Genomic DNA, 26,984 nt, shown 5'->3' on the forward strand with positions numbered 1-26,984 from the left:
CAGACGCCACGAGCGTCGGATTCCTCTTCAGGAGCTTCATGCCATGACCCGCTTTTCTTCCCTTCTGCTCTGCGCCCTGTCTGCCAGCATTGTCCTCCCGCTTCAGGCCGCTCAGGCTACTCCGACCCCGGCCAGCACTGGCAGAGTCAGTATGACAGTCGATCTCTCCTCGCTGGATCTCACATCCCGGAAGGGCTGGGAAACGGCGACGCAGCAGATTACGCAGGCCTCCCACGCCGTCTGCCACCAGCTTCAGGAGGAGGACTGGCTGCTCGCAACCGATGTGACCGACTGCGAACAGGCTGCCCTCTCCGATGCCCGGACCACTCTGTATGACCTGCGCGACCAGCAGCGGGCCAGCCGCAGGAACGGACATGTCTTCCTTGCACTATCTGGCAGGAAGTAACGGTCATGGCCCGACATCTCCTCCCGCTGCTGGTCCTGGCCCTCCCCTTTGCGGCGACGCTCGTGCCGGGCGTGATCGACGGGCTGTCCTCAGGACCGGCCATTACCATTCAGGCCCCGGCCGGGCTGCCAGCCTCAGGGCGCGCGGGGCAGCCGCACCACAAAACAGGCGCCACGGATCGCCCCGGACGCATCCATCCGGTTCTCGGCGAACAGACTGCCGCGCAGGGCGTGAATGATCTGCCGGCTGATCGCGAGGCCGAGTCCGGAATGCTGGCCGAAGTTTTCGGTCTGGGGCCGTTCTGAATAGAAACGGTCGAAAATGCTGTCGAGCTTTCCGGGCGGAATGCCGGGGCCCTGATCGGTGATGGTGATTTCAACCACACTGCCGGTCCCGGGCCCTTCCCCTGCAATATCGCGCGCGCTGGCATGCAGGGCGATGATGCCTTTTGGCGGCGAGAACGACACTGCATTGCCGATCAGATTGCGCAGGACCTGCACCAGCCGGTCCTCCACGGCCAGCGCCTTCAGCGGCGGATCCTGATCGCGAACGTCCAGCCGCAGGACAGGATCATTCTCACGGCGTGTCGTCTGATGCATTTCCGCCAGAATGGACAGAAGAGCCACGACCGAAACGGGCTCGGGACGTACGCGGGAGAGTTCCGCGTCGATACGGCTGGCATCGGAAATGTCCGTAATCAGACGGTCGAGCCGTTTGACGTCGCTGTTGATGATGCCGAGCAGCCTCTCGCGCCGTTCGGCGATCTGGATGCGCGGAAGCGTCTCGATGGCCGAGCGGATGGAAGAGAGCGGGTTCTTGATCTCATGGCTGACATCGGCGGCGAAGCGTTCGATGTCATCCATCCGCGCCCACAGCGCCAGCGCACTGCCGCGGAGCGACCGGGCCAGAACGCCGATTTCGTCACGCCGGGCCAGAAGCCGCTCCGGCACAAGATCCTTGCGGCCATCCGTCTCGCGCATGTCGTTGGATGCCCGTGCCAGCGTCAGCAGCGGGCGGGCGATCGTGAGCGACAGGTACCAGGACAGCAGGACCGTCACGACCAGCGCCGCCAGAACCAGTGAGAGGATCGAGGACCGGACGGCAAAGAGCGTGCGATCCACTTCGGGCGCATGGCGGGTCAGCTGGATCTCGCCAACCGTCACGCCATCGCGCACGACAGGCTCCACGACCGTCACAACAAGCTGATGGTCCTTGGTGCGCCGGATGAAGGGCGGCAGTTCCGCCTGGGAATGGAATGGCTGGGCATCATGCGGGCCGTCCATGGCGGTGTCGTTGGTGTCGAGCGTCACTTCCTCGCTGGACGTCAGCGGCAGAAGCGACAGGAGCCAGTCGTAGAAACTTTCGAGAATATTGTTCCGGGGCGGCTGCCACGATCCTCCATCGACAGGGTCGGGAGCGGCATGATCCTGTTTGCCACGCGAAGCCGTGCGACTGTCCACGACAAGCTTGCCGTCCGGATCGAACAGCAGGGCATGGGCATTGGGGCTCGGTTCGGTCAGACGGGCCAGCAGGGGGCGGGCCTGCGCGACGTCCAGTTCCAGATTGCCGCCGGGCGCCGGATGACCGGGCGCATGGGCACTCACCCGGACGGCGGACTGACCAAGCGCTCCGGCATAGATATGGGCCTGCTCGCGCAGGGCATTGACGTCGGTTTCCAGCAGGCCGTTCTGGAACTGGTCCAGAAACAGCAGCGTGACGGCCAGAAGCGCAAGGGGCAGGGCATTGAGCAGCAGGATCCGCACCAGAAGCGGCGAAGCCAGACGCCGGCGCGACAGGGAGATCTCCGACGCCCGGCGGGGGCGCAGACGCCTCAGGATCTTTGCGCCGACCCTCCGCAGGGACTCGCCCAGCCCCGCACGGGCCGATTCGGCGCGGCGCCGGTCGCGGCCCTGTTCGAGCCGGTCAGCGTCCAGTGCCTGACCTGTCGGGAAGGAAGCGGAGTCATCATCCACGCGCGCTTACTCGTCCCGGTAGCGGTAGCCGATGCCGTACAGCGTCTCGATCTGGTTGAACTCATCGTCCACCTGACGGAACTTCTTGCGGACGCGCTTGATATGGCTGTCGATCGTGCGGTCATCGACATAGATGTTGTCGCCATAGGCGGCGTCGATGAGCTGATCACGCGACTTCACCATGCCCGGACGCAAAGCGAGCGCCTTGACCAAAAGGAACTCCGTGACCGTCAGCGCAATGTCCTGGCCGCCCCACAGGCACTGATGGCGTGTTTCGTCCAGCGAGAGCTGGCCGCGCACGATGGCGGAGCCGACGGCGGCAACACCCGTGGCCTCGGCCCGACTGGCATCCTGACGGCGCAGCAGGGCGCGGATGCGCTCGATCAGCAGGCGCTGGGAGAACGGCTTGGTGATATAGTCGTCAGCCCCCAGGCGCAGGCCCATGAGCTGATCGAGTTCCTCGTCCTTGGACGTCAGGAAGATCACCGGCAGGTTCGAGCGCGCACGCAGGCGCTGGAGCAGTTCCATGCCGTCCATGCGCGGCATCTTCACATCCAGAACCGCAAGGCTGACGGGGCGCGAGGTGATGCCCTGAAGCGCACTTTCGCCATCGGTATAGGTGTGGACGGTAAATCCTTCGGCTTCGAGCGTCATCTGGACGGAGGCGAGAATGTTCCGGTCATCGTCCACCAGCGCGATGATCGGCGCGGCGGAGGCTCCGGTCGGCGTCTGCGAGGCAGGCGCGGACGGCGCGTAGGGGGTTCGGGGCGTCTCCATGAGGGGTCCGTCTGCTGAAAACTGTTGCGGCTTTTTACCTATAACCCATGATCCATGATGGCGGAAAATAGGCTTTTCAATGACATGATGCGTCGCTATGCGACCGCGCAACCCTTGTCTTTGAGACAATCAGCGTTATCTCCTGAAGAAGTACGGGGCCGCATGATGGCCCGTCCCACTAAAGAAGGTCGTGACATGACAGACCACAACGCATCGCCGGAAACGGCCCACGACGTGCCTGAACAGGGCGTCGAGACCTCCGGCCATGAGACTCCGGGCATGAACGAAACCGGCGGTGAAACGCTGGAAGAGACCACACCGGAAGCCCGGATCGAAGCCCTTGAGGCCGAAGTCGCGGAACTGAAGGACCGCTGGGTCCGCTCCGAAGCCGAAAGCCAGAACATCCGCGCCCGCGCCAAGCGCGATATCGAGGATGCGCGCCAGTACGCCATCCAGAAATTCGCCCGTGACGTGGTCGAGGCTGCCGAAAACCTTCAGCGTGGCCTGGCATCCCTGCCTGCCAAGACGGAAGGCGAGGATGTCCTCATCACCAAGCTGCGTGAGGGAATCGAAGGCACCGAGCGCTCCTTCATCAACATTCTCGAACGCCACGGCATCACCTGCGAAGACCCGACCGGCAAGCCGTTCGACGCCAACCTGCACCAGGCGATGGCGGAACAGCCGTCCGACCAGCATCCGTCGGGTCACGTCATGCAGTCTTGGACGCCGGCATGGCTGCTCAAGGGCCGTCTGCTGAAGCCGGCCATGGTCGTGGTTGCCAAGGGTGGCGCACAGGCTGCCCCTCAGGGCGTCGACAAGACGGTCTGATCCTTTCCCCCGAAGCAGAGGGGCGAAGGACCGAAATCCCACGTCGGGGATTTCTTTGCGGAACGGCAACCGGGAATGGTTGGCGTTCCGCAACACCCTGCTAAAGTCGGCTCATGAGTCGCATTCTTGTCATAAAGCTCGGCGCCCTGGGCGATTTCGTTCAGGCATTCGGAGCTTTCGCGTCCATCCGGGCCGCTTTTCCCCACGCCACACTCACCCTCCTGACCACTGCGCCTTTCGTGGATCTGGCCCGTGCTGCGCCGTGGTTCGACGAAATCCTGACGGATGACCGCCCGTCGATGAGCAACCTGCCGGGACTGTGGCGCCTTTCCAGAAAACTCCGCGGCTACGACCGGGTCTTCGATCTTCAGACCTCGGGGCGTTCGAAAACCTATTTCCGCCTTGCCGGACAGCCCGCAAACTGGTCGGGCATTTCCGGCGGGTGCTGCCATCCGCACGGCAATCCGTCACGCAACGACATGCATACGCTGGCCCGTCTGGATGACCAGCTTCATGATGCCGGCGTCACACCACTGCCCCGCAGTGTTCCGCGCTGGCTTCAGGGACATGGGCCTGAAATCGCAGCGCCCTACGCCGTTCTGGTGCCGGGGGCGGCGTTCCACCGCCCGCAGAAACGCTGGCCCACGTCGCGCTTCGCCGAGATCGCCACTGCGCTTGTGGCCAAAGGCCTTCGCCCGGTCATCGTGGGAACGCAGGCCGAGGCTCCGCTGGCTCAGGACATTCTGCGCCTCTGCCCTACCGCCCTCGACCTGACAGGCCGGACCACGCTTCTGGAACTGGCTGGCGTGCTGGACCGGGCGAAAATCGTAATCGGGAACGACACCGGCCCGATGCATCTGGCCGCTGCAATGGACACGCCCTGCATCACGCTCTTCGGGCATGACAGCGATCCGCGCCTGACGGCTCCCCTCACCCCCACGGCAGGCCGGACGGATCTGATCGTGGTGCCTGATCTGGCGATGCTGCCCGCCTCCCGGGTCGAAACCTGCATGGAGGCGATGCTCTCCCGATGACCCGGGTCCGCTGCGTCATGATGCAGAAGAACGAGGCGACACTGCTGGAGCCCTGGATTCTGTGGCACGCAGCGATCTTCGGTTTTTCAAATCTGACTGTCATCGACAACGGCTCAACCGATCCGACGGTTCTGGACATCCAGACGCGGTATGAAGGCAAAGGTGTCCACATCGTCAGGGACCATGCGTCCCCCGGCGATTTCCTGCACAAGGGGGATGTCATTGCCGGGATCATCCGGCAGTGGGACGCGGAGAATGCCTGCGATTTTGCCGTACCATTGGATTGCGACGAGTTCCTGACGGTCTTTCTGGACCAGCTTTCGCTCGATCCGGAGGTCATCCGGCGGCAGTTCGAGTATCTGGTGCAGGAAAACGCCACGTTCATTACGGACCGGCTGCTGCTGAATGTGCCGGAGGCTCCGGATTACTATCTGCCCCAGATCGTGCGGCGCGGGCTGTTCCGGGCGCAGACGCTCGTCAGTCTGGACCGCGGGTTTCACAACCCTCAGAGCATCTATCCCGAGCGCTACGTCCGCACGCCGTTCGTGCATCTCCATCTGCACAATCGCCCGGACTATGAAGAAATCCGCCGTTTCGCGCGGCAGAAACTGGCTGCTTCGGACGCCGGCGAGACGCTGGAGCACCCTCAGGATGGGACGCATCTTCACTTCTACTTCGAAACCGGCGCCGCAGATTTTGCCGCCGGATACCGGCCCGTCCCGAATATCTATGCTCCCGTGATCGCACAGCGTCTGCGGGAACTGGGAATTGATCCGGATATCCTGCTTGGAACCGGCAATACCATTCCGCATCCGTCCCTCGACGTTCCAGCTGGCTTTGTCACGCATCGGGCACGGGATGACGGACAGCAGCACGAATACCGGGTGTTCGATCCGGTTTTTTATGCTCGCAACAACCCGGATGTGGCGCAGGATGCCTATTACGGGATCTGGCCGCTCGTCCATTATCTCACCTGTGGATGGGACGAAGAGCGGCAGTCCGATCCCGGTAATGTCCCGCCCCTCGTGCTCCAGATGGACAAAGCGACCTGAAAACGGACTGTCTGTCCGTCTGGGGGTTGCAGGGCGGCGGGGATTGAGGCCATTTACCGGTTCGTTTTTCGGCAGAGTGATCTGCCGTCCCCACTCGCACAGGAGCGATCTCCATGCCCGCCATCACACTCCCCGACGGAAGCGTCCGCACATTCGACGGGACGGTGACGGGCACGACGATCGCAGCCTCCATCGGGCCGGGTCTCGCCAAGGCTGCCATGGCGATGGAAGTGGACGGCAAGCCCGTCGATATCGGCACCGAAATCAGCAGCGATGCGTCCGTGAAGTTCATCACCCGCAAGGATGAGGATGCGCTGGAAATGATCCGCCATGACGCGGCGCATGTCCTGGCCGAGGCCGTGCAGTCCCTGTGGCCTGAAACGCAGGTCACGATCGGACCGAGCATCAAGGACGGCTTCTATTACGATTTCTCCCGCGAGAAGCCGTTCACCCCGGAAGACTTCCCGGCCATTGAAGCCAGGATGCGCGAGATCGTGGCGGCCAATACGCCGTTCGTCCGCGAGGTGTGGGACCGTGACGAGGCCATCCGTTTCTTTGAAGAAAAGGGCGAGGACTTCAAGGCCCAGCTGATCCAGGATCTGCCAGAAGACGAGCAGATCTCGATCTACCGTCAGGGTGAGTGGCTCGATCTGTGCCGTGGTCCGCATCTGCGCACGACCGGCGATGTCGGCACGGCATTCAAGCTGATGCGCGTGGCGGGGGCCTACTGGCGCGGCGATCATCGCAACCCCATGCTCACCCGCATCTACGGCACCGCCTGGCGCGACAAAAAGGAGCTGGACGCCCATCTCCTGCGCCTTGAGGAAGCCGAAAAGCGCGACCATCGCCGCATCGGGCGCGAAATGGATCTCTTCCATATTCAGGAAGAAGCCGTCGGGCAGATTTTCTGGCACCGCAAGGGCTGGCGCCTGTACACGGTCCTTCAGGACTACATGCGTCGTGCGCAGGAGCGGAACAACTACGAGGAAGTGCGCACCCCTCAGCTCGTGGACCGCGCCCTGTGGGAGGCTTCGGGCCACTGGGACAAGTATCGCGAGAACATGTTCATCGCGACTGTCGAGGACGAGGACAAGACCCTCGCACTGAAGCCAATGAACTGCCCGTGCCACGTGCAGATCTTCCGTCACGGTCTGCGCTCCTATCGTGAGCTGCCGCTGCGGATGGCGGAATTCGGCGCGTGTCACCGTTACGAGCCGTCCGGTGCGCTGCACGGCATCATGCGCGTGCGCGGCTTTACGCAGGACGACGCCCATATTTTCTGCACGGACGACCAGATTGCGGACGAGACCGCGAAGTTCGTGAAGATGCTGGCGGAGGTCTATTCCGATCTTGGATTCGACAGCTTCCGCGTGAAGTTCTCCGACCGTCCGGAAACGCGTGCGGGCTCGGATGAAGTCTGGGACCGGGCCGAAGGCTCGCTCAAGAAGGCCTGTGAAATCGCGGGCGTCGAGTACGAGTACAACCCGGGCGAAGGCGCGTTCTACGGTCCGAAGCTGGAATTCGTACTGACGGATGCCATCGGCCGTGACTGGCAGTGCGGTACGCTTCAGGTGGACTATGTCCTGCCGGAGCGTCTGGATGCGTCTTACATTGGCGAGGACAGCAACCGTCATCGCCCGGTTATGCTGCATCGCGCGATTCTCGGCAGTTTCGAGCGCTTCATCGGCATCCTGATCGAGCAGTATGCCGGCAAGTTCCCGCTCTGGCTGGCGCCGACGCAGGTTGTCGTGGCGTCCATCGTCTCCGACGCCGGCGACTATGCCAACGAAGTGGCCGCGACCCTGAAGGCGGCGGGACTCCAGGTGGAGACCGACACCCGCAGCGACAAGATCAACGCCAAGATCCGCGAACACAGCCTTGCGCGCGTTCCGGTCATTCTTGTCGTGGGTCGCCGCGAGGCCGAGGAACGCAAGGTTGCCATGCGGCGTCTGGGCGGCGCGGCACAGGAGATCCTGTCGCTCGCCGACGCCGTTGCAGCCCTTGCGAAAGAGGCGCAGGCCCCCGACATCGCGCGCTTTGCAAAGGATTGAACGTAATCCCCTTGCACCGGGCGTAAGGCAGGACTATGTGCAGAAGGAACGGGATCGGGAATGGCCGTATCCCGCCTTTCTTCGTGAAGGCGGATGCTGGTGACCGGGCCCGAACGAAACTGATGACAGGAGCTGACCATAGCTAGACCGCCGATGCAGGCCGCGCCCACCCGTGAAGGACCGCGCGTCAACGAGGAAATCCGTGTTCCGCAGGTTCGTCTGATTGACGAAGAAGGCGAAATGCAGGGCGTCATGACGACCCGGGATGCCCTGATGCGCGCTTTTTCGGTGGGTCTCGACCTTCTGGAAATCAGCCCGACCGCTGTTCCTCCTGTCGTGAAGATTCTCGACTACGGCAAGTTCAAGTATGAGCAGCAGAAGAAGAAGAACGAAGCCCGCAAGAAGCAGAAGGTCATTGAGATCAAGGAAGTGAAGGTTCGTCCGGGTACGGGCGAGCATGACTTCCAGACGAAGCTCAAGGCCATTCACAGCTTTCTTGACGAGGGCGACAAGGTTAAGATTTCCCTGCGCTTCAAGGGCCGCGAAATGGCCCATCAGGAGCTCGGCATCAAGATGCTTGAGCGTATCCGCCAGGAAGTCGAGGAAAAGGCGAAGGTGGAGCAGATGCCCCGCCTTGAAAACCGCCAGATGCTGATGGTGATTGCACCCCGCTAAGGGGCGCTTTCAGTCCGCAAATGAAAAACCGGCCACCCTTTCGGGATCGGCCGGTTTTTTTATGCCCTGTCCGTCAGGCTGCCTCGGCCTCGAGATTCGTCCGGTAGAGCGCAACGAACTGCCGCAGCATTCCTGCGATCTCGGTGACCGGGGTTTCCCAGTCCCCCGAACGGGGCTGGCGGAAGATCCGCATGCTCGGATACCAGGGCGTCGTCGTGACGGTTTCGCCCCAGCGCCAGCATGCATCGCTGCGTGAGATCATCCAGACCGGCAGACCGAGTCCACCAGCCAGATGGACTATGGATGTGTCCACGCTGACCAGCAGGTCCACACCGTAAAGCCGGGCCGCCGTATCGGCGAAATCCGTGATCCCGTCCGTCACGTCGAGCACGGGCAGACCCGTTTCGGCAATCTGGTTTTTGGGCATGCCAAGCTGGAAACTGACGAAACGGATGCCGTCCACTTCCATCAGGGGCGCGAGTTTCTCCAGAGGCACACTCCGCCGTCGATCAACCTGTGTGGCAACAGGATCATGCGTTCTCGGGTCACCGTTCCAGACGAGCCCGACAATCAGATCGGGCTGTGCGGTGTTTTCCGTCAGGCTCTGACGAAGCGCGCCTCCTTCCCTGACCTGCTCTTCAACGGGAACGGACAGGTATGGGCAGCCGGGCGCTGTGGACGGCGTCATCTTCAGGCGGAATGGCAGGCCGACCATCGGGCAGTGCAGGTCCAGATGCAGCGAGGGATCGAGCACAGAGACGATCTGATCGATCCCTTCCACCCGTTCCAGAAGCCTGACCAGCGGGATGGGGACCTGAACCACGACCGTGGCTCCGCGCGCCTTGAGCAGGGGTACAAAGCGGATGAACTGCAGTGTGTCGCCATAGCCCTGTTCGTGATGGACCAAAATGGTCTTGCCGCTCAGGTCTTCCCCTTCCCACTGCGGGACAGTGAGGTCTGTGCGCGGGGTCTGGCAGCAGCGCCAGCGCCATTCATATTCCCGCCATCCGGCGTCGAAATTTCCGGTTTTCAGAAGACTGACCGCACGTCCGAAACGACAGACACCGTTTTCGGGAGCCAGTGCGATGGCCCTGTCATAATACGGCAGCGACTCCTCGCTTCGGCCAAGGCATTGCAGGGCATGCGCGATATTATTGATGGCCGGGACATGGTCGGGGAAAAGCGCGTCACCGGTTACGGCGTTCTCCAAAGCGTCGTCAAACAGCCCCCTGCGGGCCTGAACCAGACTGAGATCGATGTAATAGGGGGCCTCGGACGGCTTCTGCTGGATCGCGACTTTCAGCGCCCTCTCCGCACCGTCCAGGTCTCCGGCTTCCAGACAGACAATGCCCAGACGATGCCAGATTCTCGGGGCATGCACGTTCATGTGCAGGCTCTGGAGATAGAAGCTGCGCGCCTGCGGCCAGTCCCTGAAGCGTTCATAAAGACATCCTGCCAGAAACGTGGAATGGGGATCCTGAGGGAGGGTCTGGATGCCTTCACGCAGCTTTTCGAGCGCAGACGGGATGTCACCTGCCTCACCAAGAGCGAGAATGTCCTGCGCCAGCAAACGGAAAGAGTTGGGCATGAAGGCTCCTTTTTTTTTCCGTCGTAGCGAACGCCTCCTAAGAAACCCTTAAAATCCTCCGTTTTCCCGTCCTGCTGTGCGATTCAGCCTTCCAGTGTGCGGGTCAGGCGCTGCAGAAACGGGCGGATGCGCAGGAATTTGCCGTAGCCCCATTGCAGAACGGCCAGAACGACCGGATTGCGGGCTGCAAGACCCAGAGGACGCAGCAGGGGAATGGCGCGCCACATGGCGGCGAAGGCAGCAGCACCTTCATAAAGATGCCCGTCTTCCTCGGCATGGAACCGGGCCAGCAGGGTGGCCCGGTCCAGCGGGCATCCCTGGGCCGACTCCAGATTGATGAAGCGGATGGCACCACGGCGGTCCAGACGTTTCATCAACGCGATCTCGCGCCGGCAGAGCGGACAGCCGCCGTCAAACCAGACCGTCACCATGACCCGAAAAGCCCCGCCCGGGGGATGGTCATGGCGACAGTTCGGCCTGCACGGAAACATTCACCCGAAGGGTCTGCTCGTCCGGGCTGCGCTGCGGTGGAGCGGCATCGGCCATGCGGGCCGCCATGAGCATCACAGGACGCGGTCCCGGTTCCTGATAGGAAATGCGGACTTCCTTGAGGCGCGCAAGGCGCAGGCCCAGGGTCTGCGCGCTCTGTTCGGCCTGGGAGCGGACCTTTTTGAGGGCTTCCGTGCGGGCTTCCTGGAGCAGGCGGTCTCGGGTGCCGTCGTCGAGCGACCAGTCGAGGCCTTCCAGCATCAGGGACTGTGATTGAAGCTGCCCGGCCAGACCGAGCAGCCGCACGGAATCCTGTCCACTGAGTTCAAGCTCCTGCCGGGCCGTCCAGTTCCTGGGGGCATGTTCGGGCGTATTTTCATAGATGGAGTATCCCCCCGCCTTCGCCACGATTCCGTCCTGACCGCCAGCCAGTTTCATGGCTGCGGCCATCCGGCTGTTCACGTCCTTCTGGGCCGTTGCGGCGGACGGGCTGTCGGAGCGGACGGAAAGGCGCACCGTCAGTTCCGTTGGGACCGCATGGGCCTGCCCCATGACGCTGAAATCAAGCTGGGTCGTATTCTGCTGCATGTCGGCTGCCTGTGCGGTGGGAAAAGCACCCGCCCCGAACAGAGCGACGGGCGAGAAGGCCAGAGTCGCCGCCAGTAGCGGAACGGAACGGAGGCAAAAAAAACGGATCATCAGGTCTCCTGAGAACAGGTGTCTTGAGGACGTCCGAAATGCCGTCAGCGCGGTTCCGGAGCGTGTTTCAGCAGCACCAACGCCCGGCGCAGGCGTTCGATCCCCGCGCGGACATGGCCCTGCGTGCAGAGAAGGTCGCCCTGCGCGCGCAGGTGACGGGCGTCTTCCATGATTCCCAGCGGGATGGCGGCGGGAGGAGCGGCCAGCCGGGTATCCACGTTTTTCCGCAGGCGGGCGCAGTATTCCGCGTTTTCGGACGTCACCGAAATGGCATCGTCCGAATGTCCCGACGGTTGATGCTGCACCGGGCGCAGGACCGGTGACGCAGCCAGACAGCCGAGCAGACAGAAGGCCGGAAGAACGGTCGGTGAAGGCAGGGAGAAGCGCATCACGGATTGTCTAGCCCATTCCAGCTAAGCGCAGGGTGGGGTGCGGATGAAACTTCCGTCATCCCTTTTTCGAAACAGCCGGGACGACTGGAAGCAGGAGCGTCGCGGTCAGGCCGGGCTGTCCGGTTTGCACTTCACCGGCTTTGAGTTCCAGCGCGCCGCCATGCAGGCTCATCACGGCCTGCACCAGCGAAAGACCCAGCCCGGCGCCTGGTGTGTTGCGGGCCGTTTCGGCGCGGAAGAAGCGCTCCGAAGCACGGCCCAGATCGTCCTCACTCATGCCGGGCCCCTGATCGGCGACGGTGATGGCCAGACGCTCGCCCTGCATGTCCACCGACAGGGTGATGGTGGTTCCGGGGGGGGCGAACTTGATGGCGTTGTCCAGCAGATTGGCGACCGCCTGTTGCAGCAGGTGCGGATCGCCGTTGACCGGCTGGACCGCCCCTGCCCTGAAATCCAGACGCAGTCCCGCATCCTCGACCGAAGCCTCGTAGAGTTCGCTCAGCCCTTCCAGCAGCGGGCGGATGTCCAGCACCGTGAAGGCGGCGCGTCTGGCCCCGGCTTCGAGCTGGGCGATTCTCAGCAGGGCCTCGAAAATCGACGTCACCCGGTCGAGATCCATGACCGCCCGGTCGATGGCAGCATGCAGCTCCTCGGCAGACGTGGCGGTGCGGTTGGCGTCCTCGAGCCGGGCACGGGCACGGGCGATCGGGGTGCGCAGGTCGTGGGCGATGGCGTTGGAGACCTGTTTGACGCCATCCATCAGGCGATTGATCCGCTCGAGCATGGTGTTGACGGTCTGGCCCACCAGATCCGTCTCGTTGCCAGTGAGCGGGATACGCTGGCTCAGATCGCCCTGCGCCACGGCCGCTGTGGTGCGGGCGATGGAGTGGACGACCTGCCGGAAGATCCGCCGGATCGCCAGCGCGCCACCGGCTGCCAGCAATGTCACCATGATCCAGGCCCAGATCAGGGTATCGGTCAGAACGTGCCGGACGAGCTGTCGCCCGCGAACATCACGCCCGACAATCATCCGGAAACCCTGCGTCAGGGGGTAGGCGTGCATCTTGGCGTTGGTGCGAAAACCGTCGCGCTTGATGGCCAGTTCGTAAAACGTGTCCAGGCGGGTGATGACGACGGGCCAGCCCGGCAGGTTTCCGGCGAATTTGCGGCCGTCCGGGCCAACCAGAAGATACAGCTCGTCGTCATCGACGTTCTGGTCCAGCCGGTCCTGGATGGCGAGGCTGAGCGCGGACGGGCCGCCCTGAGCCCAGCGATGGGACAGGTCCACGGCATCGACCTGCACCGCGATCTCGACCTGACTGTCGAGCTGGCCGGTCGTGTTCCACCAGATGAAGGACAGGAACGCCCCGGCCGAAATCACGAAGACGAGGCCGTAAGCCAGGGCGAAGTTCAGCCCGGCCGAACGGATGGGCCAGCGCAGGCGCCGCTTCAGGAACCGTCCGAGACGGCGGACCTTACGCCGGAACATCAGGCCTCAGTCCGCTCGCAGGATATAGCCGGCGTTGCGGATCGTGTGGATCATGGGCTTGTCGAACGGCTTGTCCACTTTCTGGCGCAGGCGCGAGACATGCACGTCGATCACGTTGGTCTGCGGGTCGAAATGATAGTCCCACACGCGCTCCAGCAGCATGGTGCGGGTTACGACCTGTCCGGCGTGACGGATCAGAAACTCCAGCAGACGGAATTCGCGCGGCTGAAGGTCGATCTTCTCGCCGCCGCGTTTGACGGTGCGGGACAGCAGATCCATTTCAAGATCGCCAACCACAAGCCGCGTCTGGGGGGCGCTTTCGGGGCGGCCACGACGGCCCAGCGCCTCGACACGCGCCAGAAGTTCGGAAAAGGCGAAGGGCTTGGTCATGTAGTCGTCGCCACCGGCCTTGAGACCGGCCACGCGCTCATCCACATCCGCCAGCGCAGAGAGCAGCAGGACGGGCGTTGCATTCTTCTGCCCGCGCAGGGTCTCCAGAATCCGCAGACCGTCGATGCCACCCGGCAGCATCCGGTCCAGGATCACGACGTCATAATTTTCGCTGACGGCCAGAAACAGGCCGTCCTTGCCGTTATCCGCTTCATCCACGACATGCCCGGCCTCCCGCAGACCCTTGAGCACGAAAGCACGGACAGTCGGATCGTCCTCGACCAGCAGGATACGCATCGTTGTCTCTCTTCCTTCCGAACGCAGTCTTGCCGTTCCTGCGGGGAAGAATACCGGCTTGAGAGGAGCCGTCAAAGGCGGTTGCTACAGAAAGGTGCGTCTAGCGCGGGATGGCGTTGTCGAAATCGTCCTGCTGCGCATCACGCAGGGACGATGCGCTGATCGGTCCCCACGAGAACGGGGACGCTTCTGACAGTCCATCCCGGTAGCCGCTGCGATCATGCGACGAGGGAACGGCGCTGCATCCTGCAAGCGCGCCCAGCAGAAAGACACCACACAATCCCATGTGGGTTTTTCTGCCCGATGGCGGCTCAGTCATCGGCATCGCGGGGGCGCGCGCCGATATGGATGGGCAGCGTCAGGGACTGTTTTCCCCGCTGGATCCGGAACGTCAGAACCACCCCCGGACGGGCCGCCGCGATACTCCGCAGCAACATCCGCGCACTGGTGACGGGCACATTATCCACCTGCGTCACGATATCCCCGCGCCGCAGACCGCCCTTCTGGGCCGGAGCGCCATTATCGACACCGGCGATACCGATGGCGGTATCCCCGTCATCGAGCGTGATGCCGAGCCAGCCGTGCTCGGCGTGGCCGGTCGCCTCGATTTCCGCGACGATCGGAGCGACGATTTCGGACGGGATGCCGAAGCCGATGCCGACCGAGCCGCCAGCCGGGGTCACGATGGCGGCGTTCACGGCCACGACCTGTCCGCGCATGTTGAAGGCCGGACCGCCCGAATTTCCGGGATTGATCGGGGCGTCGAGCTGGATGAAATCATCGAGCGACCCGATCCCCAGATCGCGCCCGACCGCCGAGACAATGCCCGCCGTGACGGACGACCCGAACCCGAACGGATTGCCCGCGACGAGAATCCAGTCCCCGATATCGGTCTGCTGGCTGTCGCCCCAGGTGACATGCGGGAGCGGCTCGGGACTGTCGACCTTGATGACGGCAATATCCGTCAGCGGATCGGCACCCAGCAGGCGCGCCGGCATTTCATGCCCGTTGGAGAGCGAGACCACGACCTTGTCCGCCCCGCCCACGACATGGCGGTTCGTAACGATGATGCCGGATGGATCAACGATGAAGCCCGATCCGGCGCCGACCATTTCTTCCTGCTGGCGCTTCATCCGGTCCCGGTAGCGCTTTTCGAGCGGGGTGCCGCGAATCTGGGGCGGGATGTGGTCGTGACCGTCCGGGCTGTTCTGGGTGATGGCGATGTTGACGACAGCCGGGATCACCTGCCGCACCAGCGGGGCGAAGCTCAGCGGGCCGTATTTGACCAGAAGCGGTGGCAGAGCAGGCGCAGGCGCAGGCACGACGGCGGGTTGTGTGGGAATGCCCTGTGCGTCCGTGTTTTCACCCGCGACCGTGCGGTCGGGAATGATCGTCGGGAGCATTTTGGGCGCGGGGGCCTGCATGACCAGCGGCTTCTGCGGCCGTTCTGCAGGATGCGGGAGCGGCTGCGCAGTATTCCCGTGGCCGCGCAAAGCCAGCATCAGCCCCACCGTCACGACAGTGGCTGTTCCGGCACCGATCGCAGCAGCCTGCAGGGTGCGGTTCATGGGAAACAGGACAGGAACATCGTCATAGCCCTGCTGCTAACACAGAATTGTTCCACATCCTAAGATCATGGCGATTCAACGCCTAGGGCGCGGTTTGGGTGGCTCGGCGGTCGCGGGATCTTCAGGCCAGTCGTGGCGGGGATAACGCCCTCGCATGTCCCGGCGCATATCGGCCCAGCTTCCTTTCCAGAATCCCGCCAGATCGGCGGTGATCGCCTGAGGACGCCCCGCCGGGGACAGCAACGCGCATTGCAGGGCAAGCTGCCCATCGGCGAGCTCCGGCGTCCGGGCCGTGCCGTAAAAGGCCTGCGCGCGGGCAGAGACCGTGGGGACCGCACCGGTATAGTCGATGTCGTGCGTGCTGGCCTTGAGCGTCAGGCGCGGCGGGAGCTTGCGGTCCAGCGCGCCGAGATCGGCGTAGTCCAGACGGGCGCGGAGAATGGACAGCAGGTCCAGCGCCTTGACCTGAGACAGCCGGTCACACCCGGCCAGATAGGGCTCCAGCCAGTCGAGCGATGCCGCCAGCCCGTCATCGGACAGGTCCGGCAGATGGGGCGCGTAGGTCGCGCGGGCATGGGCCACGCGGGCCTGAAACTGGCGCCCGGCGTCCGTCCAGGTCAGGGCCTGCGCCAGATTCGCAGCGACCTGTTGCATCAGGAGGCCCTGAGCTTCCTCGGGGCTGATTTCACCGTTGCGGTCCCGCAGAACCAGCGCGCCGAGACGGAGCCTGCGGCGGGCGATGATGCGGCCGGATGTGCCGTCCAGAGTCGTTTCCACCTGCTCGCGGGTCCGGTCCAGCAGGGTCTGAGGCAGGTTCTCGGCATCCAGCGGGGCTGCGAGCGTGATTTCCGTTGAGGTCCGCGTATGGAACGCCGCACCGGCCAGCAGCTTTTCGCGGGCCAGCGGGTCATTGGCCGAGACGCGGGCACTTCCCCCGCCTGCCAGCCGGAAACGTCCAAGTTCGCCAGCAGCCTGTGCAACACGGTCCGGGAAACCGGCGGCCAGCAGCGCGCCTGCGTGGTCCGGCAGCGGTGCGAGCGGCGCGTCCCGGTCGCCCATACGGCGCAGGAAGCGTTTGGCGGACTGACGCATATGGAACAGGCTGGCCCGATCCGCGCGGGGATCGTCACGCTCAAACAGGGCGAAGCGTACGCGGATATCGGCCCCCGGCGCAGGACCGGAAGGGCGGTTCGGACGCGGACGGAGTGGATCGCGCTCTTCCAGAAGGGCTGCCAGACAGGCCGCCGTCACACGCTCCGGCAAGGTACGGGCCGCGCAGAGCATCGCGGCCAGACGCGGATGCGTGCCAAGAGACGCCATGCGTTTGCCTAGGACGGTAATATGGTTGGCGTCATCGAGTGCGCCGAGTTCACGCAACAGTTCACGCCCCCCCGCCAGCACGCCCGTTGGGGGCGTGTCCAGCAGGAGCAGGCTATCGGGCGCCGTCCCCATGACCTCCTGCCACGCGGCCGTGACGAGCGCGAAATCCGTGAGATCCGCGACAAGAATTTCGGGAGCGTCCTGCGGGCGCAGGCTGCGCTGCGTCATTTCCGACCACAGACGGATGGCGATACCCGGAGACTGTCGCCCCGCACGGCCTGCCCGCTGGGTGGCGGTGGCGCGGGATATTTTCAGCGTTTCCAACCGCGACAGGCCGGTATTCGGGTCAAGGCGCGGAGCCCGGCGCAGACCGCCATCCACCACGATCCGCACGCCGGAGACGGTAACGGAGGTTTCGGCAATGGACGTCGCCAGCACGACACGGCGCGTGTCGGACGGGGCGATGGCGCGGTCCTGATCCTCGGTCGTCTGTTCGCCATGCAGCGGGAAGACCGGAACCGTACCGTCCAGAAGCGCCTGTGTGCGGCGGATTTCGCCCACTCCGGGCAGGAAGGCGAGAATGTCGCCCTCTTCTTCCGCCAGTGCCTGACGGATCGCGCGGGCGCAGGCTTCGGGCAGGTCCCGCATGTGGGGAATGTCGCGAGTGTGGCGGATATCGATGGGGTATTGCCGGCCTTCGCTCTCGATCAGCGGGCCGTTCATCAGCGTTGTGAACGCGCGGCCATCCGGCGTGGCGGACATGGCCAGTATCCGCAGATCCGGCCGCATTTCGCGCTGCATGTCCAGACAGAACGCCAGCGCCGCGTCCAGATCCAGCGAGCGTTCATGCACTTCATCGAACAGCACCGCACCTACACCATCGAGCAGCGGGTCAGTCAGCAGGCGGCGCAGGAGCAGACCTTCGGTCACGACCTCGATGCGCGTTCGGGCGGAGACGGCGGAATCGGTGCGGGTGCGGAATCCCACGCTGCCGCCCGGCTTCTCGCCCAGCGACGACGCCATGCGCGAGGCCGCACCACGGACCGCCACGCGACGGGGCTCCACGAGAATGAGACGCTGCGTTCCAAGCCAGGGCGCGTCCAGAAGGGCGAGCGGCGTCAGTGTCGTCTTGCCTGCACCGGGAGGAGCGACGAGGACGGCGTTGGGCTGCGTCTCCAGCGTGGCCAGAAGCGCCGGCAGGATCGCCGTGACGGGAAGTTCGGGAGGAAGGGTAAAAGTCAGGGCGCGGCTCCGGCACAGCAGGGCAGAGCCGCTGTTATACCGTGCGCCTGCGCGAAAGCGATGGCGCGGAAAAGCACCTGAAACGAAAAATGGTGGCCGAAGCCACCATTTCTTCAGATCGCCTTGAGGCTTCCTGCGGACTTGCGTCCGTTGCGGCCGTCTTCAATCTCGTAAGAGACCTGCTGGCCTTCGTCCAGGTTCTGCAGCCCAGCTTTTTCGAGAGCAGAAATGTGAACGAAAACGTCTGTGGTGCCGTCGCTGGGCTGGATGAAACCGAAGCCCTTCGTGGCGTTAAACCACTTTACTGTACCTGTCGCCATTGCAGGTCTCCTTTGATAACGCAGCTTTACGCGCAAACATTCACGTAATCAGTTTTTTCAGAGGGGGAAGGTGCGCCCATGCGCATAAACGCAGGACGATATTCTCCAGCCAGAAAAACAGCTGCGCTCTGAATATGCCGTCAATTTCCGGAGGGACGCAAGTTTAAAATAAAACCCTCTCCGCATATTTCCCGAAAGGAAGCTCCGGGGGAATGGTTTATTTTTGAGTTCCAGTATCTGCACCAAATCCCTGAAAAAAGACGTCTTTCATCTTTCCAGGACACTTTTGGTGCAGACGGAATTTCTTTCCCGACACGGGTTTCACATTTAGCGGAGCGGAAAGCCGAGCCTGTGCAACACCGTGCGGATAACGTGGCGTCCGCTCAGGCCTCTGAAGCTGTCCACCCGTTTTGCCACCGTCTCCGACCAGGCCCGCGAGGTCAGGCCCTGTTCTTTCTGGTAGTCGTCCGCGATGCGATCATAGGCGGCGATGCCTTCGGCCTCGTTTTCCGTGCTGTAACGCTCGCGATGCAGGACGACGTCCTGTCCCAGACGCGGTTTGTAGCCGTTCTGGGTGGCCGGATCGGGTTTGCCGACACAGAGCCCGACGACCGCGACCGAACGCGGCGGAAGGGAAAGGAGCGTGGCGACTTCTTCGGGATGGTTGCGCAGGCCACCGATATAGACCGTGCCCAGACCGAGGGATTCGAACGCGGTCACGGCGTTCTGGGCGGCGATCCCGGTATCGAGCGTCGCCATGAGAAACACTTCTTCGTAGTCGAGCGCTTCATGACCCATCCCGGCCCGCTCGGCGATCCGCTCCAGCCGGGCCAGATCGACGATCCAGGCCAGAAACAGCGGCGCGACCTCGATATGTTTCTGTCCTCCGCACAGCTCGGCCAGCTTTGCGCGCGTCTCCGGATTCTCGACGGCTACAACGGACCAGACCTGAAGATTGCTGGACGTGGCGGCCGAGGATGCCGCGGCGATACCGGCTTCCAGCGTGCCTTCAGGCAGGGCATCGGGCAGATAGGTCCGGACCGAATGATGCGACATCAGCAGGTCGAGCACCGCGTTGTCCGGCAGTGTTTTCGGCGCCGGTGTGCGGTACCGTGTCTGCCACAGCGTGGAAATCCTTTCGGAAGAGGTGCCCGACATCTGATTTTTCCTTGTTCGTCGCCTTAGTCGTCGTATGTCATCAAAGCGTTCAGGGGAACGTCCAGTTTCTCGCGGCCCTTCAGGCCCGCCAGTTCGATGAGCACGGAAGCGCCCACAACTTCGGCACCGACCTTGCGCAGAAGATCAATGGACGCCGCCAGCGTGCCGCCCGTTGCCAGAAGATCGTCCAGAACCACGACGCGCTGGCCCGGCTTGATGGCGTCCGCCTGGATATGCAGTTCGTCTTCGCCGTATTCGAGGCCGTATTTCAGGGAAATGGTCTTGCCCGGAAGCTTGCCCGGCTTGCGCAGCATCGTGAAGCCGCAACCCAGACGCAGGGCCAGCGGTGCGGCAGTCAGGAAGCCGCGACTTTCGATTCCGGCCAGGATGTCCGGCTGCCAGGCGGCGATCACGCGGGCCAGACGGGCAGTGGCAACCTGCCAGGCGTCAGGCGAGCGGATCAGGGTCGAGATATCGTAGAACAGGATGCCCGGCTTCGGAAAATCCGGAATCTCGCGAATGTAGTTCTTGAGATCGAGCGGCTGGGGATCCTGAAACGACATGGCGGCACTGCTTTCATCTGGTCATGGCAAACAGCGCGGCATGTAGGGGAGTCTCCCCCCCAACTCAACCCCTGTCCTCGAGCCCGGATTGCGCCGGACGCCTGACCTTACGTCTGATCCCGTACCTGTTCGGTGGCCTGTGCGATGGCTGCGAGAAGCCCTGCCCTGCGGAACGGTTTGGGCAGGACGGCCATACCCTGCGGGGCCATATCGCTTTCTTCGTAGTCCCCCGACATGAGCACGACGGCCATCTGCGGGCGGCGCTCGCGCAGCAGATGCGCGATTTCCAGCCCGTTCTGCGCACCGGGCAGGTTGAGATCCGTCACCAGAAGATCCGGCGCCTCATCCCCTTCCAGCGCCGAGGCACCGTCCAGGACATGGCGCACGGTCCAGCCTTCACGCACCAGAACCGTCTCGACCACCAGCGCGATGGCGGCATCGTCTTCAACCAGAAGGGCCTTCATGATGGATATTTCCTCAGGAGTGGTGCGACGGTTCTGCCACGGCAGGCAGGTTGGGACGCAGCAGGGCGAACCCCATGGCCGCGGCAAAGGCAAAACACATGAAGATCGCCATCGGAACGGCGGTCCCCGACGGCATCAGTCCGAACAGGGCGCTCGCCACGGCGCCGAAAAGATACTGCATTGTCCCTGCGAGCGCCGAGGCCGAACCGGCACGGTCGGACTGTTCAGACAGGACGCCCACCATGGAGTTCGGACCGATGATGCCCGTCGGTCCCATCGTGATGATGAGCGCGACGATGAGTGGCCACAGGAACATCGCCTTGATGTGCCCCTGCGGATCGAGATCATAATTCGAAACCAGCGCCAGCAGCAGCAGGATGGCACAGCCCGCCAGACTGACGCCCAGCGCGGAGAACAGCATCCGTCCTGTGCTGACCCGTCCGACGAGTTGCCCGTTGATGGCCGACGCACCGATCATGCAGATCGCGAACAGGCCGAAGAGCATGCCGTAATGGAACGGCGACATGCCGAACACGTCCTCGAACAGCATGGGGGCGGCCGTCAGATAGGTGAAAGTCACGAAGCCCAGGAAGCTCCAGACCAGACCGTTCGTGATGAAACTGCGCGTCCGCAGGATATAGATATAACGTTCGATGATGGAGATGGGACGCAGGTCCCGCCGGTCTTCCGCAGCGAGCGTCTCGGGGAAGATCGTCATCAGCAGGAGGGTACAGAGGCCGCCATAGACGGCCGTGGCCCAGAAGATAACGCGCCAGTCCACGAATTTGAGCGCAAAGCCGCCCAGCATGGGGGCCAGAATCGGCACCGTGCCCTGAATGACGATCAGACGGGACATCATTTTCGACGAGGCATCGCCTTCCGTCAGATCGCGGATGCACGCATTCGGCACCACAAGTCCGGCCGAGGCCATGATGGCGGAAAAAACACGGCAGATGCACAGGAACGTCATGCTCGGCGCCAGCGCGCAGCCGATCTCGCCCAGCGTATAACCCAGCATGCCGAGCAGCAGCGGCCAGCGGCGGCCGAAGCGGTCCGAGATCGGGCCGATGGTGATCTGCCCGATGGCCAGCCCGATCACCCAGGCTGCCATCGTGGCACTGCCCGAGCCCGCAGCCGTGTGAAGCTGACGCTCCATTTCAGGCAGGGCCGGCAGATAGACATCCGTCGAGACCGGCCCGACAGCCGTAAAGATTCCCAGCAGAACCGGCAGCCATGCGGGCAGGGGATCTCCCCGTCTGAATGTCATGTTCTGATCTGTCATGCGCGTCTGCCTGTTCAATTCAGGTTGCGTGGTGTGAAGCTTTTTCAGGAAGCCGGAGTGTCTGCGTTGTCCTTCGGGACGGCCTGGCCATGCTGCCGGAGCAGAATGGCGCCCAGCACACCCGACACGACGAACAGGATTCCCGCAAGCCCCAACTGAAGGACATGCCCGATCCGCGTCCCGGAGCCGACCAGCACGAAGATCAGGGTCTGCGGGAGCCCTCCCAGGAATGTCGCGACCGAAAATGGCAGCAGCGGCAGCTCGAACAGTCCCGCCGCCGTCGAGACCAGCAGGGCGGATCCCACCGGCATCAGGCGCAGCGTCAGAACCGCCCGGAAAGGCTTGGCGTGGAGCGTCCGGGCCAGGGCCGCGTAGTCCGCCTGCAGTCTGTCATGCAGCCGCGCCCGGAACGCAGCAGGAGCGAGTGCGCGCGCCCATCCATAGGCCAGAACCGCCCCCAGCATATAGGCCAGCGAACACAGGACAAGGCCGCCCCACAGTCCGAATGCCAGTCCGGCCGCCACGCAGAGCGCCTGTCGCGGCAGTCCACACGCGCTGTAGGGCACGGCCAGCAGCAGGAACCAGAGCGGCGCGCCCGGCGTCTCGTGCCAGTGCGGCGCGTTTTCCAGCAGGTGATGAATGAACGGCAGGCGCTGAAGGGCTGCCACCAGTACCAGCATCGCGCCGATCGTCAGGGCCGCGCGCCAGGGGACGAGCTGTCGCAGCGTGCGACGCAGTTCCGGATCGGGGGGAAGAGGAATCGGGCTACCCATCCCTGCCCGATACCAGCCGGAGCGCCCTTCGGCTACGGCCCGGACCATAAACAGCATTTCATGCCTGCACCGGGGGTGCCGGAACAAGGGCCGGGGAAAAAATCGACCCACTATCTTTTTCTCTTGAAGATATATCTTAAGATACTATATCGTTCGATATATCGAATAGGAGAACACAATGTTCAAACACAAGACTGACCGCTTCAACACAGACCGTCCGGATGCTAGACAGCGCCCCCATCGCGGCCATCGCCGCGGTTTCTTCCGCATGGGAGGCCCCGTCGCAGAAGGAGCAGAGCAGGGCCAGGGCCCCAACAAAGACCGCGGGCGCAGCGAAGGACGCGGCGGACGCCATCGGGGCATGGAGCGCGGTGAAGGCGGTTTCGGCCGTCGGCATGGCGGCCGTGGCGGCGGAATGGGCGGCGGAATGCGGGGGGGCCGTTTCGGCAAGGGCTTTGGTGGTGATCTGGGAGGCGAAGGCTTCACACGCGGTCGCAAGCTGACGGCCGATGAGCTTCAGCTCGTCATCCTGGCCCTGCTCGCCGAAGCCCCCGCCCATGGTTATGAGCTGATCCGGCGCCTCGAGGAGCGCTCCGGCGGCTTCTACAAGCCCAGCCCCGGCGTGATCTACCCGTCCCTCACCTATCTGGAAGAAACCGGTCTTGCCGCCGTTACCCAGGAAGGCAACCGCAAGCTCTACAGCCTGACGGATGAAGGAAAGGCGCATCACGAGGCCAACAAAGAGGAGGCCGATCGCATCCTCGATGTTCTCAGCCGGATCGGTGCCCGTATGGCTGATGTCCGCGAGGCCTTTACCGGCATCAACGACCTCGACCCGACGCTGGGGCAGGAGTTCCATGATGCGCGCTTTGCGCTGAAGGCCGCCCTTAAGTCCCGCCGTGGCGCGGATGCGAACGAACTGCGGCGGATCGTGGCCATCCTGCGCCGTGCCGCTGCGGAAATCGGCGCCCCGGCTGCTGACGAGGCGTCTTCGGAAAATGCTCCGGCCGAATAAGGCGGGGAACACTGGAGCACCTCTCCCAACGGACGGCACAATGCCGTAAAGGATGGGCCATGATCGTTCAGGACCATCCCCATTTCTGCAACATGCCCGAGGACATGCGGTATTACCGGCCGGAGCATTTCGGAGAGGGATTCATCGAGAAATCGATGGTCTTTCTTCTGCCTGAACGGCTGAAGAAGTTCCGGCGCAACCTGTGGCATGTGCGGCGCAATCCCGGGGACGATGCGGTCTATATGCCGCTGTTCCGGGTAAACTGCATCCTGCCGTCCGAACCCGCGCCGACCGGACTTCAGGGGCCGTTCGACGTCTATCCCTTCTATACCCGCACCACGAAAACCCGCAGTCGCGAGCTGGACTACTACGTTCTGTTCATCTTCCGCGACCGTATGTCCTGGATGCGCTGCAAGGCCCTGCTGGAAAAATCCTAGCCTCACGCAGCTGTGCCGTTGCGGATCGGCCTTAACGGCTCAATGATAACGGACCTTCCAACAGCACGAGGTTCCGCGTCATGGCCAAGTCCCTTTACGCCACGCTCAAAGCGCTGCCCGGAAAGCGCGAAACCCTGCGCGATCTGCTGACGAAACTGGCTGGGGACGTTCGCGCCGAACCCGGCTGTGAGCGTTTCATGGTCTATACGCTCGCCTCGGACCCCGACATGTTTCATGTCGAAGAAACCTACCGGGATGATGCGGCCTTCGAGGCTCACATGGCAACCGAGCACGGCAGGGTGTTCAACCAGACGATTACGCATCTGGTCGAAGGGGGCGGATCGACAGTCGTCTTTCTTGACACCGTGATCTGACGCTATTTCAGGTACAGATAGAACGGGATGATCCCGAAGAGTGCCCAGGCGATCATGAAGATGAACGGGGCCTGATGGGCGAACAGTGCGCCACGCTGGGCACGGCGCATCATGTCGCGGGTTTCGTCCTCATTGGGGGCCAGTGTAAAATCGGTCAGGTCCGGGCTGCGGGTATGCAGGATCCGCTGCTTGCCCTCCCATTTCCCGATTGCCGCATAGGCCGCCCGGATGCCCGGCAGTGCCATAAGGGCAAGGACAAACCCAAGGAGTGAGAACAGGGGCGGGAGCAGAAGCACCATGCTGTCACCCCATCTTTTGGTCGAACCGGTCATGGCCGTCGCATAGGCGATGACAAGAAACGCCTGCGACCCCAGAAGGGCCTGAAGGCGGCCGTTCACGACTTCCGTCTCGAACCGGATTTCCGAGCGATAAAAGGCCAGGAGTTCATTATCGGTCGGATGGCCGCGTGCGATGATCTGGCTGGTATCGGGAGACGGCGATGCGGTTTCGACCATCGGGACCTTCATGATGTGCTGGAGCACAGCTAGCGTCCCAGACACATCTCCGGTTCCGTGAGGTCGGAGGAAAACCCCTCAGATCAGCCCTTTTGCCCGGGTCAGCGCAAAAGCGGCCAGCGAGACCATGCATTTCAGCTCGCCGTCCCGGATCATGGTCTCGAACGCTTCAAGCGTCATGTCGTGGCAGGTGATGTCTTCTTCCGTCGCCTCACGATCCGTTTCGCCACGCGTCAGGTTGCGGGCCAGGAAGACATGACCTTTCTGGTTCGAGTAGCCTGCACCCTGATACATGCTGCCGACATGGATCATCTCACCGGCGCGCAACCCGGTTTCCTCCCGCAGTTCGCCCAGCGCGAGTTCGACCGGATCGACGTTCTCTTTCGTCTCCCACATCCCCATCGGAAGCTCCCACAGCCGCTCGCCAACGGGATAGCGGAACTGCTGGATCAGCGTGATCTTGCCGTCGGCATGCAGGGGCAGGATCACGACGAACTCGCCACGCTCGACAATGCCATAAAGCCCCTGCTTGCCGTTGGGATGGACGATGATGTCCTCGCGCAGGGCGGTCCAGGGGTTGCTATAGGCCAGTCGGGTCGAAAGCGTCTGGAAACCGGCATCTTTGCGGGCGTCTTCGAGACTTTTCCCGGGGCTTTTATCGGAGCTCATGGACGGATCCTGATCTTGTTTCGTTCTTCCGAATCGGCGAAACTTGCATCATGGAGCAACGCCGGATCGTGCATATCGACATGGACGCATTTTACGCGTCTGTCGAACAGCGGGACGCCCCCTCCCTGCGCGGCCGCCCGCTCGCGGTTGGGCGGGGCGAGGCACGCGGCGTTGTGGCCGCCGCAAGCTATGAGGCCCGGCGTTTCGGGGTCCGCTCGGCCATGCCGTCGGTCACGGCCAGGCGCCTCTGCCCGGAGCTTGTATTCGTGCCTGCGCGGTTTGACGTCTATCGCAGCGTCTCGGCGCAGATCCACGACATCTTCTCGCGCTACACGCCCCTGATCCAGCCGCTGTCGCTGGACGAAGCCTATCTGGACCTGACGGACCATCTGGGCGCCTATGGTTCGGCCACTCTTGTCGCGGACCGCATCCGCGCGGATATCCATGCCGAGACGGGACTGACTGCCTCGGCCGGCGTATCCTACAACCGGTTTCTGGCCAAGCTGGCCTCGGATTACCGCAAGCCGGACGGACTTTTCGTCATCACGCCCGCGATGGGACCGGACTTCGTGTCTGCCCTCCCCGTCGATGCATTTCACGGTATCGGGCCAGCCACGGCGCGGAAAATGCGTGCTCTCGGCATTGAGACGGGAGCCGATCTGCGGGAGCGGGACATCGAGACGCTGACCCGGCATTTCGGCAAGGCGGCGACGTTCTATTACGGTATTTCGCGCGGGATCGATCACCGCCCTGTCGTCGTGAACCGGGAACGCAAATCCCTCGGCACGGAGCAGACCTATCTTCAGGACCTGACTTCCAGAAACGACGCGCATCAGGCACTGGCGCAGATCGCCGCCAAACTCTGGGGCAGCGCACAGCGCCGCCAGCTTCAGGCCCGGACCGTGACCCTGAAAGTCAAATACGCCGACTTCCGCCAGATCACCCGCGCCCGAACCCTCTCTGCATCGGTTCCGTCCGAAGACGTCCTGCTGGAGACGGGCCAGAGCCTCATGACGCCGCTGTTTCCGTTCGTACCCGGCGTGCGACTGCTCGGGCTGACACTGTCGGGCTTTCATGCGGCGAAGAGCGCGCCCTGTGACCAGATGGAACTGCTGTTCTAAGGGCGCCCGGCGCTGGCCGGACA

At 63.3% G+C, this 26,984-nt stretch carries 29 protein-coding genes; 10 read left to right on the forward strand and 19 right to left on the reverse strand.

The features are described from left to right. Positions 1–43: 43 nt before the first annotated feature. On the forward strand, positions 44–406 hold the full coding sequence (locus KP701_RS01190; protein WP_215745334.1) for a UrcA family protein: 363 nt from the start codon (positions 44–46) through the stop codon (positions 404–406). Positions 407–540: 134 nt separating this feature from the next. Here KP701_RS01190 and KP701_RS01195 read toward each other — a convergent pair whose 3' ends face one another. Together KP701_RS01195 and KP701_RS01200 are read right to left on the reverse strand one after the other, a co-directional pair. Next, on the reverse strand, positions 541–2,379 hold the full coding sequence (locus tag KP701_RS01195) for a stimulus-sensing domain-containing protein (protein ID WP_215745335.1): 1,839 nt from the start codon (positions 2,377–2,379) through the stop codon (positions 541–543). Between the two features lie 6 nt (positions 2,380–2,385). Next, positions 2,386–3,156: a response regulator transcription factor gene (locus tag KP701_RS01200; protein ID WP_225198703.1), complete on the reverse strand. Its 771-nt coding sequence runs from the start codon at positions 3,154–3,156 to the stop codon at positions 2,386–2,388. A gap of 162 nt (positions 3,157–3,318) precedes the next feature. On the opposite strand from KP701_RS01200, the gene KP701_RS01205 reads away from it, so the two are divergent. The 5 genes from KP701_RS01205 (at position 3,319) to infC (ending at position 8,796) form a co-directional block, all read left to right on the forward strand. Beyond that, positions 3,319–3,984: a nucleotide exchange factor GrpE gene (locus KP701_RS01205; RefSeq protein ID WP_215745336.1), complete on the forward strand. Its 666-nt coding sequence runs from the start codon at positions 3,319–3,321 to the stop codon at positions 3,982–3,984. Between the two features lie 113 nt (positions 3,985–4,097). Next, complete coding sequence (locus KP701_RS01210; protein WP_215745337.1) at positions 4,098–5,018, forward strand: glycosyltransferase family 9 protein; 921 nt, start codon at positions 4,098–4,100, stop codon at positions 5,016–5,018. After that, positions 5,015–6,070 (forward strand): glycosyltransferase family 2 protein, encoded by a 1,056-nt coding sequence (locus KP701_RS01215; protein ID WP_215745338.1) that lies wholly within the window; start codon positions 5,015–5,017, stop codon positions 6,068–6,070. Before KP701_RS01210 ends, KP701_RS01215 begins: the two co-directional genes overlap by 4 nt. Positions 6,071–6,183: 113 nt before the next feature. Beyond that, positions 6,184–8,121 carry a threonine--tRNA ligase gene (gene thrS / locus KP701_RS01220; protein ID WP_215745339.1) on the forward strand — a complete coding sequence of 646 codons (1,938 nt, stop codon included), beginning with the start codon at positions 6,184–6,186 and terminating at the stop codon, positions 8,119–8,121. Between the two features lie 153 nt (positions 8,122–8,274). Further along, positions 8,275–8,796 (forward strand): translation initiation factor IF-3, encoded by a 522-nt coding sequence (gene infC, locus KP701_RS01225; RefSeq protein ID WP_011252394.1) that lies wholly within the window; start codon positions 8,275–8,277, stop codon positions 8,794–8,796. A gap of 73 nt (positions 8,797–8,869) precedes the next feature. Here infC and KP701_RS01230 read toward each other — a convergent pair whose 3' ends face one another. The 15 genes from KP701_RS01230 to KP701_RS01300 form a co-directional block, all read right to left on the reverse strand. Then, complete coding sequence (locus KP701_RS01230; RefSeq protein ID WP_215745340.1) at positions 8,870–10,384, reverse strand: tetratricopeptide repeat protein; 1,515 nt, start codon at positions 10,382–10,384, stop codon at positions 8,870–8,872. Between the two features lie 83 nt (positions 10,385–10,467). Next, positions 10,468–10,815 (reverse strand): DUF393 domain-containing protein, encoded by a 348-nt coding sequence (locus KP701_RS01235; RefSeq protein ID WP_215745341.1) that lies wholly within the window; start codon positions 10,813–10,815, stop codon positions 10,468–10,470. Positions 10,816–10,843: 28 nt separating this feature from the next. Beyond that, a complete protein-coding gene (locus KP701_RS01240) occupies positions 10,844–11,572 on the reverse strand; it encodes an SIMPL domain-containing protein (RefSeq protein WP_215745342.1) in 729 nt (242 codons plus the stop codon). Positions 11,573–11,616: 44 nt separating this feature from the next. Continuing rightward, the gene (locus KP701_RS01245) at positions 11,617–11,961 is read right to left on the reverse strand and encodes a hypothetical protein (RefSeq protein ID WP_215745455.1); all 345 of its coding nucleotides are present in this window, start codon (positions 11,959–11,961) and stop codon (positions 11,617–11,619) included. A 58-nt stretch (positions 11,962–12,019) separates the two neighbouring features. Further along, positions 12,020–13,453: an ATP-binding protein gene (locus tag KP701_RS01250; protein WP_215745343.1), complete on the reverse strand. Its 1,434-nt coding sequence runs from the start codon at positions 13,451–13,453 to the stop codon at positions 12,020–12,022. A gap of 6 nt (positions 13,454–13,459) precedes the next feature. Next, positions 13,460–14,140, reverse strand: a complete 681-nt coding sequence (locus KP701_RS01255; protein WP_011252400.1) for a response regulator transcription factor — start codon at positions 14,138–14,140, stop codon at positions 13,460–13,462. A 100-nt stretch (positions 14,141–14,240) separates the two neighbouring features. Then, positions 14,241–14,426, reverse strand: coding sequence for a hypothetical protein (locus KP701_RS01260; protein WP_215745344.1), 186 nt, complete (start codon positions 14,424–14,426; stop codon positions 14,241–14,243). A gap of 25 nt (positions 14,427–14,451) precedes the next feature. Next, positions 14,452–15,708 carry a S1C family serine protease gene (locus tag KP701_RS01265; RefSeq protein WP_215745345.1) on the reverse strand — a complete coding sequence of 419 codons (1,257 nt, stop codon included), beginning with the start codon at positions 15,706–15,708 and terminating at the stop codon, positions 14,452–14,454. Between the two features lie 75 nt (positions 15,709–15,783). Then, on the reverse strand, positions 15,784–18,291 hold the full coding sequence (gene hrpB / locus KP701_RS01270; protein ID WP_215745456.1) for an ATP-dependent helicase HrpB: 2,508 nt from the start codon (positions 18,289–18,291) through the stop codon (positions 15,784–15,786). A 92-nt stretch (positions 18,292–18,383) separates the two neighbouring features. After that, positions 18,384–18,590 (reverse strand): cold-shock protein, encoded by a 207-nt coding sequence (locus KP701_RS01275; RefSeq protein WP_215745346.1) that lies wholly within the window; start codon positions 18,588–18,590, stop codon positions 18,384–18,386. A 327-nt stretch (positions 18,591–18,917) separates the two neighbouring features. Continuing rightward, on the reverse strand, positions 18,918–19,748 hold the full coding sequence (locus KP701_RS01280; RefSeq protein WP_215745347.1) for an NADPH-dependent oxidoreductase: 831 nt from the start codon (positions 19,746–19,748) through the stop codon (positions 18,918–18,920). 23 nt (positions 19,749–19,771) lie between these two features. Continuing rightward, on the reverse strand, positions 19,772–20,311 hold the full coding sequence (locus tag KP701_RS01285) for an adenine phosphoribosyltransferase (RefSeq protein ID WP_194689717.1): 540 nt from the start codon (positions 20,309–20,311) through the stop codon (positions 19,772–19,774). Positions 20,312–20,418: 107 nt separating this feature from the next. After that, a complete protein-coding gene (locus KP701_RS01290; protein ID WP_215745348.1) occupies positions 20,419–20,775 on the reverse strand; it encodes a response regulator in 357 nt (118 codons plus the stop codon). A 13-nt stretch (positions 20,776–20,788) separates the two neighbouring features. After that, positions 20,789–22,057 (reverse strand): multidrug effflux MFS transporter, encoded by a 1,269-nt coding sequence (locus KP701_RS01295; protein WP_215745349.1) that lies wholly within the window; start codon positions 22,055–22,057, stop codon positions 20,789–20,791. 44 nt (positions 22,058–22,101) lie between these two features. Further along, positions 22,102–22,878: a TVP38/TMEM64 family protein gene (locus tag KP701_RS01300; RefSeq protein ID WP_252345314.1), complete on the reverse strand. Its 777-nt coding sequence runs from the start codon at positions 22,876–22,878 to the stop codon at positions 22,102–22,104. Between the two features lie 130 nt (positions 22,879–23,008). Here KP701_RS01300 and KP701_RS01305 point away from each other — a divergent pair, with 130 nt between their 5' ends. The 3 genes from KP701_RS01305 to KP701_RS01315 all read left to right on the forward strand — a co-directional run bounded on the left by KP701_RS01305 (position 23,009) and on the right by KP701_RS01315 (position 24,656). Next, the gene (locus KP701_RS01305; RefSeq protein ID WP_215745350.1) at positions 23,009–23,845 is read left to right on the forward strand and encodes a PadR family transcriptional regulator; all 837 of its coding nucleotides are present in this window, start codon (positions 23,009–23,011) and stop codon (positions 23,843–23,845) included. Positions 23,846–23,904: 59 nt separating this feature from the next. Further along, positions 23,905–24,282 (forward strand): hypothetical protein, encoded by a 378-nt coding sequence (locus KP701_RS01310; protein ID WP_194689721.1) that lies wholly within the window; start codon positions 23,905–23,907, stop codon positions 24,280–24,282. 80 nt (positions 24,283–24,362) lie between these two features. Continuing rightward, positions 24,363–24,656 carry a putative quinol monooxygenase gene (locus tag KP701_RS01315; protein ID WP_215745351.1) on the forward strand — a complete coding sequence of 98 codons (294 nt, stop codon included), beginning with the start codon at positions 24,363–24,365 and terminating at the stop codon, positions 24,654–24,656. 2 nt (positions 24,657–24,658) lie between these two features. Here the strand turns inward: KP701_RS01315 and KP701_RS01320 are convergent, their stop codons facing one another. Together KP701_RS01320 and KP701_RS01325 are read right to left on the reverse strand one after the other, a co-directional pair. Next, positions 24,659–25,216, reverse strand: coding sequence for a hypothetical protein (locus KP701_RS01320; protein ID WP_215745352.1), 558 nt, complete (start codon positions 25,214–25,216; stop codon positions 24,659–24,661). A gap of 33 nt (positions 25,217–25,249) precedes the next feature. Next, positions 25,250–25,840: an NUDIX hydrolase gene (locus tag KP701_RS01325; RefSeq protein ID WP_215745353.1), complete on the reverse strand. Its 591-nt coding sequence runs from the start codon at positions 25,838–25,840 to the stop codon at positions 25,250–25,252. Positions 25,841–25,890: 50 nt separating this feature from the next. Between KP701_RS01325 and dinB the strand changes: the two genes are divergently transcribed. Continuing rightward, positions 25,891–26,961: a DNA polymerase IV gene (dinB, locus tag KP701_RS01330; RefSeq protein WP_215745354.1), complete on the forward strand. Its 1,071-nt coding sequence runs from the start codon at positions 25,891–25,893 to the stop codon at positions 26,959–26,961. Positions 26,962–26,984: the final 23 nt, after the last annotated feature.

It is taken from the genome of Gluconobacter sp. P1C6_b, from assembly GCF_018811945.1.
Classification (GTDB): Bacteria; Pseudomonadota; Alphaproteobacteria; order Acetobacterales; family Acetobacteraceae; genus Gluconobacter.

Bases quoted from the DNA above. Each gene is read 5' to 3' on its own strand.
- infC (WP_011252394.1), top strand. From the start codon at position 8,275: ATGCAGGCCGCGCCCACCCGTGAAGGACCGCGCGTCAACGAGGAAATC.
- KP701_RS01290 (WP_215745348.1), bottom strand. From the start codon at position 20,775: ATGAAGGCCCTTCTGGTTGAAGACGATGCCGCCATCGCGCTGGTGGTC.
- KP701_RS01200 (WP_225198703.1), bottom strand. From the start codon at position 3,156: ATGGAGACGCCCCGAACCCCCTACGCGCCGTCCGCGCCTGCCTCGCAG.
- KP701_RS01265 (WP_215745345.1), bottom strand. From the start codon at position 15,708: ATGAACCGCACCCTGCAGGCTGCTGCGATCGGTGCCGGAACAGCCACT.
- KP701_RS01305 (WP_215745350.1), top strand. From the start codon at position 23,009: ATGTTCAAACACAAGACTGACCGCTTCAACACAGACCGTCCGGATGCT.
- KP701_RS01215 (WP_215745338.1), top strand. From the start codon at position 5,015: ATGACCCGGGTCCGCTGCGTCATGATGCAGAAGAACGAGGCGACACTG.
- KP701_RS01250 (WP_215745343.1), bottom strand. From the start codon at position 13,453: ATGTTCCGGCGTAAGGTCCGCCGTCTCGGACGGTTCCTGAAGCGGCGC.
- KP701_RS01205 (WP_215745336.1), top strand. From the start codon at position 3,319: ATGATGGCCCGTCCCACTAAAGAAGGTCGTGACATGACAGACCACAAC.
- KP701_RS01325 (WP_215745353.1), bottom strand. From the start codon at position 25,840: ATGAGCTCCGATAAAAGCCCCGGGAAAAGTCTCGAAGACGCCCGCAAA.
- KP701_RS01260 (WP_215745344.1), bottom strand. From the start codon at position 14,426: ATGGGATTGTGTGGTGTCTTTCTGCTGGGCGCGCTTGCAGGATGCAGC.
- KP701_RS01300 (WP_252345314.1), bottom strand. From the start codon at position 22,878: ATGGTCCGGGCCGTAGCCGAAGGGCGCTCCGGCTGGTATCGGGCAGGG.
- KP701_RS01210 (WP_215745337.1), top strand. From the start codon at position 4,098: ATGAGTCGCATTCTTGTCATAAAGCTCGGCGCCCTGGGCGATTTCGTT.
- KP701_RS01230 (WP_215745340.1), bottom strand. From the start codon at position 10,384: ATGCCCAACTCTTTCCGTTTGCTGGCGCAGGACATTCTCGCTCTTGGT.
- KP701_RS01295 (WP_215745349.1), bottom strand. From the start codon at position 22,057: ATGACAGATCAGAACATGACATTCAGACGGGGAGATCCCCTGCCCGCA.
- KP701_RS01280 (WP_215745347.1), bottom strand. From the start codon at position 19,748: ATGTCGGGCACCTCTTCCGAAAGGATTTCCACGCTGTGGCAGACACGG.
- KP701_RS01315 (WP_215745351.1), top strand. From the start codon at position 24,363: ATGGCCAAGTCCCTTTACGCCACGCTCAAAGCGCTGCCCGGAAAGCGC.
- KP701_RS01245 (WP_215745455.1), bottom strand. From the start codon at position 11,961: ATGCGCTTCTCCCTGCCTTCACCGACCGTTCTTCCGGCCTTCTGTCTG.
- KP701_RS01310 (WP_194689721.1), top strand. From the start codon at position 23,905: ATGATCGTTCAGGACCATCCCCATTTCTGCAACATGCCCGAGGACATG.
- KP701_RS01285 (WP_194689717.1), bottom strand. From the start codon at position 20,311: ATGTCGTTTCAGGATCCCCAGCCGCTCGATCTCAAGAACTACATTCGC.
- KP701_RS01190 (WP_215745334.1), top strand. From the start codon at position 44: ATGACCCGCTTTTCTTCCCTTCTGCTCTGCGCCCTGTCTGCCAGCATT.
- KP701_RS01235 (WP_215745341.1), bottom strand. From the start codon at position 10,815: ATGGTGACGGTCTGGTTTGACGGCGGCTGTCCGCTCTGCCGGCGCGAG.
- KP701_RS01255 (WP_011252400.1), bottom strand. From the start codon at position 14,140: ATGCGTATCCTGCTGGTCGAGGACGATCCGACTGTCCGTGCTTTCGTG.
- dinB (WP_215745354.1), top strand. From the start codon at position 25,891: ATGGAGCAACGCCGGATCGTGCATATCGACATGGACGCATTTTACGCG.
- KP701_RS01240 (WP_215745342.1), bottom strand. From the start codon at position 11,572: ATGATCCGTTTTTTTTGCCTCCGTTCCGTTCCGCTACTGGCGGCGACT.
- thrS (WP_215745339.1), top strand. From the start codon at position 6,184: ATGCCCGCCATCACACTCCCCGACGGAAGCGTCCGCACATTCGACGGG.
- KP701_RS01275 (WP_215745346.1), bottom strand. From the start codon at position 18,590: ATGGCGACAGGTACAGTAAAGTGGTTTAACGCCACGAAGGGCTTCGGT.